The 13,111-nt window shown below is 52.0% G+C and carries 14 protein-coding genes; 1 reads left to right on the top strand and 13 read right to left on the bottom strand.

All coding sequences use genetic code 11. From position 1 onward, the window contains the following. Nucleotides 1–18: 18 nt before the first annotated feature. The 8 genes from ACOCF6_RS12605 to ACOCF6_RS12570 form a co-directional block, all read right to left on the bottom strand. A complete protein-coding gene (locus ACOCF6_RS12605) occupies nucleotides 19–1,053 on the bottom strand; it encodes a 2-oxoacid:ferredoxin oxidoreductase subunit beta (protein ID WP_482460696.1) in 1,035 nt (344 codons plus the stop codon). Beyond that, nucleotides 1,050–2,897 carry a 2-oxoacid:acceptor oxidoreductase subunit alpha gene (locus ACOCF6_RS12600; protein WP_482460695.1) on the bottom strand — a complete coding sequence of 616 codons (1,848 nt, stop codon included), beginning with the start codon at nucleotides 2,895–2,897 and terminating at the stop codon, nucleotides 1,050–1,052. The genes ACOCF6_RS12605 and ACOCF6_RS12600 overlap by 4 nt, the downstream gene beginning before the upstream one ends. 218 nt (nucleotides 2,898–3,115) lie before the next feature. Beyond that, complete coding sequence (locus ACOCF6_RS12595) at nucleotides 3,116–3,610, bottom strand: PaaI family thioesterase (RefSeq protein ID WP_482460694.1); 495 nt, start codon at nucleotides 3,608–3,610, stop codon at nucleotides 3,116–3,118. Nucleotides 3,611–3,627: 17 nt separating this feature from the next. Continuing rightward, nucleotides 3,628–4,707 carry a branched-chain amino acid aminotransferase gene (locus ACOCF6_RS12590; protein ID WP_482460693.1) on the bottom strand — a complete coding sequence of 360 codons (1,080 nt, stop codon included), beginning with the start codon at nucleotides 4,705–4,707 and terminating at the stop codon, nucleotides 3,628–3,630. Between the two features lie 2 nt (nucleotides 4,708–4,709). Further along, nucleotides 4,710–5,945, bottom strand: a complete 1,236-nt coding sequence (locus ACOCF6_RS12585) for an MFS transporter (protein ID WP_482460692.1) — start codon at nucleotides 5,943–5,945, stop codon at nucleotides 4,710–4,712. Then, nucleotides 5,935–6,288 (bottom strand): DUF1904 family protein, encoded by a 354-nt coding sequence (locus ACOCF6_RS12580; protein WP_482460691.1) that lies wholly within the window; start codon nucleotides 6,286–6,288, stop codon nucleotides 5,935–5,937. Before ACOCF6_RS12580 ends, ACOCF6_RS12585 begins: the two co-directional genes overlap by 11 nt. Next, entirely contained in the window at nucleotides 6,276–8,252 is a 1,977-nt protein-coding gene (locus tag ACOCF6_RS12575; RefSeq protein WP_482460690.1) for an FUSC family protein, read from the bottom strand. Before ACOCF6_RS12575 ends, ACOCF6_RS12580 begins: the two co-directional genes overlap by 13 nt. Next, a complete protein-coding gene (locus ACOCF6_RS12570) occupies nucleotides 8,249–8,713 on the bottom strand; it encodes a MarR family winged helix-turn-helix transcriptional regulator (RefSeq protein ID WP_482460689.1) in 465 nt (154 codons plus the stop codon). Before ACOCF6_RS12570 ends, ACOCF6_RS12575 begins: the two co-directional genes overlap by 4 nt. Before the next feature lie 172 nt (nucleotides 8,714–8,885). Here ACOCF6_RS12570 and ACOCF6_RS12565 point away from each other — a divergent pair, with 172 nt between their 5' ends. Then, nucleotides 8,886–9,416: a GNAT family N-acetyltransferase gene (locus tag ACOCF6_RS12565; RefSeq protein ID WP_482460688.1), complete on the top strand. Its 531-nt coding sequence runs from the start codon at nucleotides 8,886–8,888 to the stop codon at nucleotides 9,414–9,416. A 34-nt stretch (nucleotides 9,417–9,450) separates the two neighbouring features. Here ACOCF6_RS12565 and ACOCF6_RS12560 read toward each other — a convergent pair whose 3' ends face one another. From ACOCF6_RS12560 to ACOCF6_RS12540, 5 genes are all read right to left on the bottom strand, one after another. Continuing rightward, a complete protein-coding gene (locus tag ACOCF6_RS12560) occupies nucleotides 9,451–10,227 on the bottom strand; it encodes a DODA-type extradiol aromatic ring-opening family dioxygenase (protein WP_482460687.1) in 777 nt (258 codons plus the stop codon). 37 nt (nucleotides 10,228–10,264) lie between these two features. Continuing rightward, complete coding sequence (locus ACOCF6_RS12555) at nucleotides 10,265–10,963, bottom strand: pirin family protein (RefSeq protein ID WP_482460686.1); 699 nt, start codon at nucleotides 10,961–10,963, stop codon at nucleotides 10,265–10,267. A 41-nt stretch (nucleotides 10,964–11,004) separates the two neighbouring features. Then, nucleotides 11,005–11,595 carry a YceI family protein gene (locus ACOCF6_RS12550; protein ID WP_482460685.1) on the bottom strand — a complete coding sequence of 197 codons (591 nt, stop codon included), beginning with the start codon at nucleotides 11,593–11,595 and terminating at the stop codon, nucleotides 11,005–11,007. 66 nt (nucleotides 11,596–11,661) lie between these two features. Then, nucleotides 11,662–12,105 (bottom strand): MarR family winged helix-turn-helix transcriptional regulator, encoded by a 444-nt coding sequence (locus ACOCF6_RS12545; protein ID WP_482460684.1) that lies wholly within the window; start codon nucleotides 12,103–12,105, stop codon nucleotides 11,662–11,664. A 219-nt stretch (nucleotides 12,106–12,324) separates the two neighbouring features. Continuing rightward, complete coding sequence (locus tag ACOCF6_RS12540; protein ID WP_482460683.1) at nucleotides 12,325–12,939, bottom strand: TetR/AcrR family transcriptional regulator; 615 nt, start codon at nucleotides 12,937–12,939, stop codon at nucleotides 12,325–12,327. Nucleotides 12,940–13,111 lie beyond the last annotated feature (172 nt).

Here is a 13,111-nt window from a genome sequence, read left to right as displayed (position 1 = left end):
ATGACGATAATGTTGTTTCTACGTCAATTCGGCGTTGATTTGATCCAGCGCCGCTTTCGGGGGGCGCAACTTTTCATTCGGCAGTTGGACCAGCGGCATATCGATCAGCTGTGCCTGTTCGACCAAAGTCCGTCGTTCCTCGTTCACATACAGCAAGCCGGTGGCAAAAAACTGTCCGGCTCTTTCATCTTCCAGTAACTTGATGGCAGCCATCCGATCCGTTGGGTCATGCTCCTGGCCTATTTTCTTCAGGCGAATGACTGAGCCATCATGCATCGTTACTTCTCGGATCGCACCAGGTTCATAGTCAGTCAGGATCTCATCATGCTCCAAAGGGATAAAACCGATATCATGCAGCGGCAGGCTATGTTCTTTAGCCCACACGTAGCTCTTGGTCGAGCCTTCGCCATTATTGAAGGTAACGCATGGGCTGATAACGTTGACCACCGCCGTGCCATGATGTGAGAAAGCTGCCTTGAGCAGTGACTGCAGTTGCCTGGCGTCGCCGGCAAAGGATCGTGCAACAAAGCCACACCCGGCAACGATCGCTTCAAGGCAGAGATCGAGCGGGGGAGTTTCGTTCAAGCCGCCATGTTTTAGCTTCTGCCCCAGATCGGCGGTAGCGGAAAGTTGCCCCTTGGTCAGACCGTAGACGCCGTTGTTCTCGATGATGTAGACCATATCGACATTACGGCGCAGCAGATGTTTGAATTGACCGAGACCGATCGATCCGGAGTCTCCATCACCACTGACGCCGATGGCCACCAGATCCCTGTTGACGGTTGTTGCCCCGGTGGCGAGTGACGGCATACGCCCATGCAGGCCGTTGATGCTGTGCGACTTTCCAAGGAAGTACGCCGGACTCTTGCTCGAACAGCCGATACCGCTGAATTTGGCGATGCGGGTCAGATCGAGTGACAGGTCAAATGCGGCGCCTGTGATTATGTTGGCGATGGCATAATGGCCGCAGCCGTTGCAGAGGGTTGAAGGTGCGCCGCTGTAATCGGCTTTACTCAAGCCAAGCTGATTGACATTCGCAGATTCGGGTGTCATGGATTCTCCTTTACTTCAAGTGTTACAACGGATTCGCATATCCACTGCGCTGTCAGAGGGAAACCATCGCACTTGGCAATCGAGACTATGCGACCGGCAGCGCCAGGCGCATGCAGTTGGACCAACGCATGCATCTGCCCATCCAGATTGTTTTCGACGACGTAAATGCGCTTATGCTGTTTGATGAACTCCGTAAGCCTGTTCTCCAACGGCAACGCCCGCAGCCGCAGGTATGATGACTGGATGCCGGCCGATCGCAGGAGATCGCGCGCTTCCTGGACAGCCGGGTCGCTGGTTCCATAGGCGATGATCCCGACTTCCGCTTCATCAATCAGTTCGACTTCCGGTGCCGGCACAATCGTGCGGGCATAATCATGTTTCTTTGCCAGGCGTTTCAGGTTGCTGGCCCAGACTTCCGGGCGTTCACTGTACCCGGTCGCCTCATCGTGTCCGGTTCCGCGGGTGAAATACCCCGCTGCCGGATGATGTGTGCCGGGCAGGGTCCGGTAGCAGATGCCATCGCCATCAACATCGGCATAGCGTTTCCATTCCCCCTGCAGACGCGTGAGATCTTCGGCTGACAGGACCTTACCGCGATCGAGCGGCTTGTCCGGGTAGGCGAAAGGTTTCGTCGGCCAGAGGTTCAGGCCAAGATCGAGATCGCTCAAGACAATCACGAGAGTTTGCAGCCGTTCGGCAAGATCGAGTGCGATCCCGCCAAACTCAAAACATTCGGCGACAGTTGCAGGAATGAGGCAGACATGTCGGCCATCGCCATGACCGAGCGTGTACGCGGCCAAGATATCGTCCTGCGCCACGCGCGTCGGCAAACCGGTACAAGGCCCCATGCGCTGTACGTCCCAGATGACTGCGGGTATTTCCGCAAAGTAGGCATACCCGGCAAATTCAGCCATCAGCGACAACCCTGGCCCTGAAGTCGCCGTCATTGAACGAGCTCCGGCCCACCCGGCGCCAACGACCATGCCGAGCACTGCCAGTTCGTCCTCCGTCTGGACGATGGCATAAGTTGCCTTACCATCACTGTCGCGGCGCAGTTTCGGTAGGTACTCGCTGAGATTGTCCACGATGGAGGTTGACGGCGTGATAGGATACCAGGCTACAAATTGTACACCGCCAAAAACCGCGCCGAGCGCAGCGGCTTTATTACCATCGATCAGGAACGTGCCTGCGGTCTTGTTCATCCGTTCGACGCGAAACGGGTCGCTCTTGGCGAGGTTCGACACCGCCCAGTCATAGGCAGCTTTCGCCGTAGCGAAGTTTAGAGTGACTGCTTTCTGCTTGCCGTTTAAGGTATACGACAGCGCCGCTTCGATCTCCTGGAGGTCGATATGCAGCAGACAGGCCAGTACGCCGACGTAGACCATGTTGGCAACGTACGGCTTCAGCTTGGCTTCTGCTCCTGATTCCTGGACCAGTTCGTTCACCGGCATCGGATAAAAGGTCACGTCGTCGCGTTTGAGCGGGAGTTGGATGTCGTTCGGGTAAAGGCAGATGCCGCCGGGTTCCAGCTTCTGAATGTCTTCCAGCATCGATGCCTTGTTCATTGCCACCAGTATTTCAGTCTTTTCGCTTCGGGCGATGTACCCTTCTTTGCTCACGCGGATGGTGAACCACGTGGGGAGTCCCTGGATATTGGAGGGTAATATGCTTTTGCCGCTGACCGGGACACCCATTTTATGAATAGCGTGAATCAAGGTGTTGTTGGCTGTCTGGCTGCCTGAACCGTTGACAGTGGCTATGGTAATCGAGAAATTGTTAACAACCGGCTCTTTATCACAAGCAGCGCACGCCACGGTTTGTGCCGCTGAATCTGTAACTGTCATGTCGTATCCTCAAATAGTGATAGTGTGTTTAATGCCTTATAAGCAGGTGGATCAAGTTCTGTGGCCAGCCATCAGAAGGCTCGTCCACAAGGATAACATACGCTAACATGGACGCCATGATCGCAATAAGTGTGTAAAGAAAAAATTTTGATTTCTTTACCGGCACTTCAAATTCATAGGAATCTTCCGGGTTCAACTAAACCACCTCCTCCCAGAAGCTATTTGATAGTAAGAAGTTCGGGCTGAATGGTGACACAGAGACATTCCCCGACTGCATACGTAGTTTTCTCGCAATAGATGCGGCCATGAACCAATACTTTACGTCCCTCTGCGGATACGACCTTGGTCTCCACGCTGACAACCTTGTGCAACGGCAGCATGTTTCGGAAACTGACGTTCAGATTGCCGACCACTATCGAATAACCGGCAGCCCAGGCGGCCAGTCCCAGGACCTCATCCACTACTGCAGCCATTGCCCCTCCGTGGGCATGGCCGGGCGGCCCCTCCGTCTCGGGACCGAACCATACCTTTGCCTTGAGATGTTCTGCTGAGTCCCGATAATAGCTGACCCTGAAACGATTACCTTCGGGATCGCCGGAAACGAAACGAAGCGAAGAGCCGACGCTTGCAGCGGCATCGAATGGTGTCCAGTCAATTTCTCCCCTGAGATCTGGTTTGTTGTTGCATGCACCGTCTGTATTTGTCTGATTCATTGCTGATGGCTCCTTATCTATTGAATATCAACGAATCTGATCCATCCGAACCTGTCCGCTACCGTACCGGTCTGGATTCCGGTCAGGGTGTCATACAGATTCCGGGTAATCTCACCGACGGCGCCACCATTCAGCTGCAATATCTCATTCTTGTAACTGAGTTTGCCCACCGGCGTTATCACGGCTGCGGTACCGCTGCCGAACGCCTCGGTGACCTTCCCGTTCCTGATATCAGCCATCAGTTCATGAATATCGATGGGGCGCTCTTCGATCTTGTAACCAAGAGTTGGTGCAAGTTTAAGCACCGAGTCGCGCGTCACTCCAGGAAGGATTGAACCGGTCAAAGGGGCGGTAACGATGGTCTGGCCATATACGAAGAACATGTTCATGGCCCCGACTTCGTCGATATAGCGCCGTTCTCGGCCGTCAAGCCAAAGTACTTGATCGAATCCCTTCTTTTTCGCATCCAGCCCTGCCTTGAGGGAACTGGCATAGTTGCCGCCGGTCTTGGCCTCGCCGGTACCGCCGGGCACCGCCCGCACAAAATAGTCCTCGACCAAGATGCTTACTGGGGAGAAGCCAGAGGCGTAGTAGGCGCCAACTGGAGAAAGGATCACAAAAAAATAGAAATGGTCGGATGGTTTGACCCCCAATACCGGTTCAACGGCGATCATGGCCGGGCGGATGTAGAGCGAAGTGCCCGGTGATGTGGGAATCCACTCATTTTCCAGGGCTACCAGCCGTTCGATGCCTTCAAGGAACAGTTCCTCCGGGACTGCTGGCATGCAGAGCCGATCAGCCGACTGGTTGAAGCGGCGGGCGTTCATCTCGGGGCGAAATAAGGCTACCCGGCCGTCAGCCCATTTGTAGGCCTTGAGCCCCTCGAAGATCTCCTGGGCATAGTGGAAGACCATACAGGACGGGTCAAGCGTGAACGGCTCATAGGGCTTGATTCGGGCATCGCACCACCCCTGTCCGGCCCGCCATTCGACCAGCAGCATCCGGTCGGTGAAATACCTGCCGAAACCGAGTTGTGACTCGTCTCTGATCTGTTGCTTCTTACTGTCCTGTCCCAATGGTACTGTTGTGAACGTCATGATCAATTCTCCAATAGTTCGTTTGCCGATGAAACTGTGTTCGAATCTGCCGGCCAGTAAATAGGTCTATGGAACAGGAACTTGAACAGCACCAGTGCGAGCAGCACAATAGCCCCGGCCAAGAAGAACGCGACCTTAAATCCTGCACTACTGATGATCGTCCCCATGCAGCAAGAACAGAGCATCATGCCGGCGTACACGCAGGTGTTGTAGCTTCCCATGGCAAGCCCACGCATCTCCCTTGGCACCGAATCGACGATCAAGGCGCAGACTACGGTAAATGCCGTCCCCATGCTGAGCCCCATGAAAGCGGCTGTAATCATGAGCATCACGACCGATGTGCAGAGACCAAACAACCCCATCGTCACGGCAAATATCGCCATGCCACCGATCACCAGATGGCTCCGGTCTTTTATACGGTCACACAATTTCCCAGTAGGGAGGCGAGACAAGGCATTCGCCAGCGCCTGGGATGCGAAAACAAATCCCACTGCGCCAGTGGAGAGCCCCTCACTGCGGATATACAACGGCATAAAGGTAACGAACATACCGAAACCAACACGGCCACCGGCAGTAGCCACAAGACATGCCACCAACTGCTGATTACCGAGTAAACTCTTTACCATCTCATTGAATGGCGGATGAGAGTGAGCAGCTTGATGATGACTGGTGGCAGGGGGAGAGATGAAAAAAAGCGCTACCCAGAACATCGCAAAGATCAATCCTCCTGACACAAGAAATACCTGCCGGAGCCCAAGCGCTGTCCCAAGAAATCCGCCGACGGCGGGGCCGAAGGTCATGCCGCTGTATACGGCCATGGTGTACCAGCCGTACGCTTGTCCCAGTACTTCTGGGGGGGTGATATCAGCCACATACGAAATAAGTGTTGGGGAAAAGGCCGACAGACCCACACCGAACAGAAGATAAATGCCGGCCATCTGTAAAGGGCTTGTGCTCCAGTAGAGAAGAAACGAAGATGATGCCAGCAGGAAAATTCCTCCCAGCATGGGCAATCGACGGCCCCATCTGTCGGAGGCAAGTCCTGCAGGAATGGAGAGCAACCCCGCCATCATCATGAACGCGCCGTTGATTATCCCAACCTGAACCGTGTCAGTTCCAAGTGACGTTGCAAACAGGGGGACGATGGGAATCCTCATGTAGGAACCAATAAAGCAAACAAACGCTATGACGCAGGCGGTAACAAACAGCCGGCTACTCTGAATTTGTTCAGTTTTCATCTGTTTCATATCCTGGCAGCCAGCTGATATGCTTCAGGGGCTGGCCTTCCTTGTAATAGAGCCTCGGCGTCAGAGGGATGAAGAATATATGCACATCCTTAATGCCGAAGCGATTGAGCAGGGTATCCATTGATTCAGCTATATAATCATGCTTACTTTGCTCCCTCGGAAACATGAACATTTCGAGCGACCGAGGAGTAGCGGTTATCTGGATTACCGGGAGCAGTTCGACCTTGACCTTTTCCTGTGGCACTTCGGCAACACGGGCAAATTCATCGACAATCAGTGGTGCTTTCTCCCGCAGGAAACCTTCGTCAAAACCTTTGAATCTCAGGTAAGGCATGCGCATTTCCCTGTGCCAACGTGCCATGACTCCGGCTGAATCAACGTTCCCCGTTGCCGGGAACCGACTTCCGGTACAACCGAAAAACCGCATGACTCACTGAGCGGCTCAGTCGCTTGCCAGAGCTTGAATGCCAAAGCTTCAAGCAGAGGGAGAATAGTAGCCGGTTGCCGGGCAGCTTCATCGAGCTGGCGTGATGCTTCGAGAAGAAAATTCGTGCTGCAGTTACTTTCCTTATCCCTGAGCTGTTGCAGGGAACTGCCAATGATCAGGGCAGCAAGACCCCCTTCAACGGCAGAGGATATGTCAGTATCAATTTTTCGAGCATTGGTAAGCAGACGAAGCACCCGGTGCTGCATCCGGTAACGGCTCTTTTCAAAATCATGGTCTGAAGCGCTGCGGGCAATGGCTTGAAGATCACGAACGATGGCAACCAGGAGCGAATTAAGACGCCTTTCTGGGTCAACCGGCAGCAGAAAACGAAATGAAAGGATGGCAACGCCGATACCACCAAGGCATGCCAGGCCACCCAGAGCAAACGTGGCTGCGGGAGGAACAGCTGGCACCCCAGGTTGCATCACGAACAGAAAAAAGAGCATGGCATCCATGGCGCCACGGGCGGTTGCACGATGGTGCAGTGCAATGCTGCCAGCCAGTAGAACCGGTAGGCATACTAGAACCTGCAGTAAAAAACTGCTGGAACCAGGCAGTACCAGCAGGCGATATATAAATGCCGCAGCAACACCGAGCAAAGCACCGCAGAAGATATGCCTGAGCATGACGGCGGGCCGGTCATGAGTAGAAAAAAAGCTGACCATTATTGACGCAGCCATTATCATCAATGGACTTTCATTCCAGCCGGTGACATACCAGACCAGTCCGACACCCGCCATGGCGCAGGCGGCTCGCAGGGCAGCGCGTCCAGCTTCCTTCCAGTCTCGATGGTGTATATATGGTGTTGCAGCCGGTCGCTCAAGTGTCGGCATCGTCGCATCCCACTGCGCGACTGCCACATGAAGGGCTGTCATGACATCCTCCAGTGACGTGGCAAGCAGCGGCAAACGTGATGACAGTTCGGTCATTATTCCTGACAGACCAGAAGGATCATAATCGCTCATGCCGTGTTGCTGAAGACAGTCAACGGTCAATTCAAGCTTGTCGGCTAAAGAGCCTCTCCAGGAGGCGATGAAATGATTTTGTAACTGCTTGTCAGCCACCGTACCGGCTTCAAGGTGGGAAAGGAGGCTAATGATCAAACTGTTGACGAGTTGTTTCCTCTTCTTGAGGTCAAGCGTGCCAGCCCAGTATGCATCCAGGCTGTTTTCGATATCGGCGAGTTCGGCAAGGATACTCTTCCGGAGGAGGTTCAGCTCTGTTAGGTCATAGCCGCGTATCAGATGAGCTGTCCATTCAAGGCTGGTTATGACTGTCTGTTCCAGTCTTTGAAGTACTTCACGTTTTGAGCGCCGTTGGGTGAAGTACAGGGTGACCGTTGTCGAGATGATGATGCCGATGATAATGCCAGCGATCCTGCCGAAAACCAGGTCATGTAGATGAGGGGGATTGTTGTAACCGGCCATGGAAACAACTGCGCAGGTACAACCGGCAACCATGGCCCCATAGGAACGTAGCCCAAATAGCAGGTTACCGACGCCGACGCAACCGGCCAGCCATAAGGAAAGCAGGAGTGAAATCATGAGCGGTGAGCGGGTTGCCAGAAGAATCAGCAGGCCGGCACCTGCCCCAAAAGCAGTGCCAACCAGGCGGAAATAGCTTTTTTCCAGCAGCAGCCCCCGCGTCGGCTGGATAACGATCAATGCCGTCATTGCTGCCCAGTAGGGACATTCCAACTTCAGTGCCACTGCTACTGCCAGAGCCAGCAACGCTGCCAGCGTGCCGCGCACAGCCAGTAATAGACTCGGCCACTCTCGGCGCAGGATCTTGCGTATTGCGCCGTAACTCAAGGTTTGTGCCGTTCCCGTGCGTCGATAACAGATGATTCCAGCCGCTGCACAAAATCAGCGAATTTGGCCACTTCGTTATCGCTGAACGAGCTGAAGATCCCATCTTCCAGGCCTGTTACCGTTTTCCGGATGCGATCCACCAGCTTAAGTCCTTCCGGAGTTAAACGGAGGAGCTTTGCCCGTCGATCCCTGACATCCTCTGACCGTTCAATCAGATCTTTGGTGATCAGGCTGTCGATAAGCCGTACCAGGGACGGCCCCTCGATGCCGAGGGAGGCTGCCAAGTCCTTCTGGCGTATGTCCTCACCGAGAATATGCAGGTGCAGGAGGGGACGCCACGTAGCATCAGTGAGCCCGGAAGATTGGAACTCTGCGTCAAGTATCTTGCGCCAGTGACGGGTCAAGTAACCAAGACGTAAAAGAAGGTTGCTGCGATTGACTTCTGTTTTGTATATGTCCATATAAAATAGATAGCATACTAACTATTAACATGCAATACATTCTTCATCGGCTACTTTTTGGATTGTTAACTCACGAGATATGAATAATAATGCTTTCAGGCTGGGTAAACAGAATGCGGCTGATGGTTTTCTGCGCTGGCTTGTTAAGTTGTAGGTCAATAAAGGTGTGATCATGACTGATGAAAAATACCTCCGCCAGTATGAATCATGCCTTTTGCTAAAGAATGGCGCTGAGGTTCTCGTTAGGCCTGTCGTTCCTACCGATGCTCCCCTCCTGATTGACATGTTCAGCAAGATGACTCCACGATCCCGCTATCTGCGCTTCATGACAAACTTCCAGGAACTGCCGGAAGACCTGCTATATCAGTTCACACACCTTGATTACCACGACAGCTTTGCCATTGCCTGTGTAGTTGGAACTAATGACCAAAACGAGATCATCGCCGTAGCGCGCTATTCACATGATCCTGACGAGAATATTGCTGACCTTGGAGTTGCTGTCCGTGACGATTGGCAACAGCTGGGCGTCGGCAAATCATTGCTGTCGAGAATTATTATGATAGGCAAGGAGTTTGGTATCAGCCGCTTCGGCAGCATGATGGACCCACAAAACGACATCATGAAAAAGACGCTTCGTGAATTGGGTTATCAGGTAAAGTATTTTTTCAAGGGTGGATCATACCAGGTCGAGATTACAACCTGACGGAACATTTCGCTGCAATCAGTTCCGAATGACCTTATTCCCACTGAAACGCTGCCATGGACATGAAACCATAGGTATAGGCGTTATGCAGCAGTGTCCCTTTGAGACCGACCCCCATGGCGACAAAAAGCGGCAGGAAGTGCTCCGGCGTCGGATGGTTCAGGAGCGCATGGGGGGCACAATTCACATAGTCAAGCAGCTCTCCGGTTCGCCCGTTAACGACAGCTTCTTTAAGCCACTCTGTAAACTCCCGAGCATAGGGAAGCGGTTCAGCATCGAGTTTTCTACCGAAGAAATCCCGCAGATTATGAGTGGCCGAGCCGCTGGCGATAATAAGGATTGATTCATCCCGTAATGCATGCAGCGCCTTCCCGATGGCCAGATGATGCTCTGGCCCCAGGTGAGGTTGCACCGACAGCTGGATTACTGGGATATCGGCTTCCGGGTACATCAGCATGAGCGGAACCCAGGCTCCGTGATCGTAACCGCGGGACATATCCTTTTCTGCAGGTATCCCTTGGGCGTGGAGCAGTGACATGACCCGTTTTGCCAAAACCGGTTCACCGAGGGCCGGATATTTCAAGGAGTAGAGTTCATCGGGAAACCCGCCAAAATCATGGATTGTTGACGGGCTTGGGTGCATGGTGACGCGAGGTTCCGCCGTTGTCCAGTGTGCCGATACACAGATAATCCCTTTGGGTTTGCCAATCTCCTTGCCTAACCGCAACAAGAAATCGCGAGTCGGACAATCGTCTATAATCAGGGTGGGGGCGCCATGTGATACAAACAGCGCCGGGAATCTTTCAGTCATGATCGTCACCTTTCGCTAATCGCCAAATCTTTCGCAATCAGGCCAGATCGAAGAGCAGGATTTCTGATTTTCTCTGCCCGGTAACTACGATCTGGCCCTCATCGCTTATTGCCGCGCCGTCACTTTGATCCAACTCAGTGCTATTAACACAAACCTTGCCGCGGGCTACCTGGAGCCAGACATGCCGACCGGCAGGAATCCGGTGAACGAGTTCTTCTCCTACTTCCAAGATGGCCGCATACAGATTAACATCCTGATGAATGGTCACTGACCCTTCACGACCGTCCGGTGAGGCGACCAGTTTGAGTACACCCCGTTCTTCCTGCTCGGGAAAAGCTTTCTGCTCATAGCTTGGTGTCACTCCAGTCTTCGAAGGAAGTATCCATATCTGGAGGAAGTGAACCAGCTCGGTACTGGAATGGTTGTACTCGCTATGGGTGATGCCAGTGCCGGCGCTCATGCGCTGGACCTCGCCCGGACGGATGACCGAACCGTTGCCCATACTGTCCTTATGTTCCAAGGCACCTTCCAAGACATAGGTGATGATCTCCATGTCACGGTGAGGATGGGTCGGAAAACCTTCCTTTGGCTGGACCCTATCCTCATTGATGACCCGTAAATCTCTGAAGCCCATATGTTTCTGGTCGTAATAACCGGCAAAGGAAAAGGTATGATAGGTATTCAGCCAGCCATGATCGGCATGTCCACGTTCACTTGCTTTTCGTACGCGTAACATTGTGTGCCTCCATGTTGTTACTTTGATTTTGTTTTATCTCGTTACTTTTTGATCATCTCGATTTCCAGGGTGATGGTTATCTCATCGCCCACGGCAACCCCGCCGGTCTCCAGAGCAGCATTCCAGACCAGGCCGAAATCCTTGCGATTGATCTTTGTTGTGGCAGTTGCACCTTTACGGATATTGCCCCACGGGTCTTTGCTTTCTTTTGTAGGACCTTCAACATCGAGAACAACTTGCTTGGTTACGCCGTGCAAAGTCAGGTCGCCAGTGACCTTCAGCTTGTCCTTGCCGGCCTTGGCCACCTTTTTCGAGACGAAGGTCATTGCCGGGTATTTTGCTACATCGAAGAAGTCGGCACTGCGCAGATGCTCATCACGCTTCTGAACATTGGTGTTGATGGAGTTTGTGTCGATGCTGACTTCCACTTTTGACTTAGTGATGTCTTTGTCGTTGATCTCAACGATGCCGGTATGCTTATCGAAACTACCTTTCACATTGGACACCATCAGGTGACGTAATTTGAAACCAACATTGGAATGGTCGGGGTCAATGTTCCAGGTTGTAGCGAACGCAAAAGCCGGAAGGGCTAGGGCGATAATGGTACTGATTGATGCGATAATTCTTTTCATGATGTTTCTCCTTTTGTCGCAATATTGGTTTGATGTTGAACTATTTGCCTAAAAAAAGCTGCTACCTTACGACACTCCTTTCATCCCCAGTTTTTTACACAATTGACCAAGTAACTCTTGCTCATTCTCGCTAAGCGTTGCCATTTCCGTAACGATTGCTGCTTCAACATCCTCGAATACTTTGGTAATCAGATCCGTACCGGATTCTGTAAGGTTAATGGTGAAATAGCGCCTATCATTTTCGTCTTTTACTCGACTCACAAGGTTCTGCTTCTCAAGGTTGTCGATCACCAATGTGATATTTCCAGAACTCTTAAGTATCTTTGCGCCGATGTCGCGTTGGCACAGTGGCCCTTTATGATAAAGAGCTTCAAGTACTCCGAACTGGCTGATAGTAAGCTTTGGTTCCGCCAGGACGCGATGCACCCTGCTGGTGACCGATTCAGCCGCCCGCATCAGCTTGGTGTAGGTATTCAGGGCACGATATGTTGATTTGTCATTGTGCTTCATTACTAACCTCGGTGAATTTCAAATCAACAAACTCAACATCAAATAGCTTAATGTTAAGCTATATTTTTTAGCCGAAACTGTCAACCGTTTATTTTGTTAAAGTTGGAAATTAGAAAACTTACTCACTTGCTGAACAATGCAAAATACTTATCATAGCAGCGGCAAAACAGTATCGGAGTCTGGATCGGAAGTCGGCCTGATGTCACCGCCAAGGAACAATCATTTATCCTCGTGATGACCGTAGGCTGCCATGAAAACATCTATAGCACGAGCAGTAACTTGCTTGATTTCCGCATGGCTGACCTCTCCTATGAGCTGAAACAGGAAACGCTCCATCAGTTCGGACTCCAGCAGGCTGAGCAGATGTCGTGACGCGACAACAGGGTCAGCCTGCCGAAGCCTGTCAAGGCTCATTGCTGTCCTTAAAAAGTCTACAACAAGATCCTGACCGCGTAGTACACCGCGTTCATACATAAGCCGCCCCAGATCTGTACGGCCAGAAACAGAGATAGCCAAATGACGATTTGCCTTAACACCCGGGGAGTAAAGAAAAGTCAGCCAACGTCTGCCGAACTCGCACAGCGATACGGCTATATCCTCTGCAGCAGGGTCTATCGAATTAAAGACTGCCTCGAATTCAGCATCATTCGTGAGAGCCATTACTTCGTAAAACAATTCATCTTTGGAAGAGAAATAATTATAAAGCGTCGCTTTGGAACCGCCAACTCTAGCGCATATTTCTGACATGGACGCTCGTTCGAATCCCAATTCCTGGAAAGCCTGTGCCGCCACCGTTAGAATATGTTGCCGTTTTGTGTCGGATTTTTTAGCCATGCTATTGTGGTTTCTCCTTATGTTTTTGATTGAACGATAGCATTAATCACAATCTGCGCCAAAAGATCATTTCCTTTGTGGCAAAAAACATATCACTGCAATTATGGCCCAACAAACCATGATTCCAAATACGATAATCTTGAATAACATATAATCAGTTAATGCCGGAATA

It is taken from the genome of Geobacter psychrophilus (genome assembly GCF_056821595.1).
The sequence above is the reverse complement of the archived record's forward strand: the minus strand, read 5'-3'. Positions and strand labels throughout refer to the sequence as shown.

What these genes read in the sequence shown, in the direction of transcription:
- ACOCF6_RS12570 (WP_482460689.1), bottom strand. Translation starts at nt 8,713, where the DNA reads ATGGACATATACAAAACAGAAGTCAATCGCAGCAACCTTCTTTTACGT.
- ACOCF6_RS12565 (WP_482460688.1), top strand. Translation starts at nt 8,886, where the DNA reads ATGACTGATGAAAAATACCTCCGCCAGTATGAATCATGCCTTTTGCTA.
- ACOCF6_RS12550 (WP_482460685.1), bottom strand. Translation starts at nt 11,595, where the DNA reads ATGAAAAGAATTATCGCATCAATCAGTACCATTATCGCCCTAGCCCTT.
- ACOCF6_RS12590 (WP_482460693.1), bottom strand. Translation starts at nt 4,707, where the DNA reads ATGACGTTCACAACAGTACCATTGGGACAGGACAGTAAGAAGCAACAG.
- ACOCF6_RS12560 (WP_482460687.1), bottom strand. Translation starts at nt 10,227, where the DNA reads ATGACTGAAAGATTCCCGGCGCTGTTTGTATCACATGGCGCCCCCACC.
- ACOCF6_RS12545 (WP_482460684.1), bottom strand. Translation starts at nt 12,105, where the DNA reads ATGAAGCACAATGACAAATCAACATATCGTGCCCTGAATACCTACACC.
- ACOCF6_RS12595 (WP_482460694.1), bottom strand. Translation starts at nt 3,610, where the DNA reads ATGAATCAGACAAATACAGACGGTGCATGCAACAACAAACCAGATCTC.
- ACOCF6_RS12605 (WP_482460696.1), bottom strand. Translation starts at nt 1,053, where the DNA reads ATGACACCCGAATCTGCGAATGTCAATCAGCTTGGCTTGAGTAAAGCC.
- ACOCF6_RS12600 (WP_482460695.1), bottom strand. Translation starts at nt 2,897, where the DNA reads ATGACAGTTACAGATTCAGCGGCACAAACCGTGGCGTGCGCTGCTTGT.
- ACOCF6_RS12555 (WP_482460686.1), bottom strand. Translation starts at nt 10,963, where the DNA reads ATGTTACGCGTACGAAAAGCAAGTGAACGTGGACATGCCGATCATGGC.
- ACOCF6_RS12580 (WP_482460691.1), bottom strand. Translation starts at nt 6,288, where the DNA reads ATGCCTTACCTGAGATTCAAAGGTTTTGACGAAGGTTTCCTGCGGGAG.
- ACOCF6_RS12540 (WP_482460683.1), bottom strand. Translation starts at nt 12,939, where the DNA reads ATGGCTAAAAAATCCGACACAAAACGGCAACATATTCTAACGGTGGCG.
- ACOCF6_RS12585 (WP_482460692.1), bottom strand. Translation starts at nt 5,945, where the DNA reads ATGAAAACTGAACAAATTCAGAGTAGCCGGCTGTTTGTTACCGCCTGC.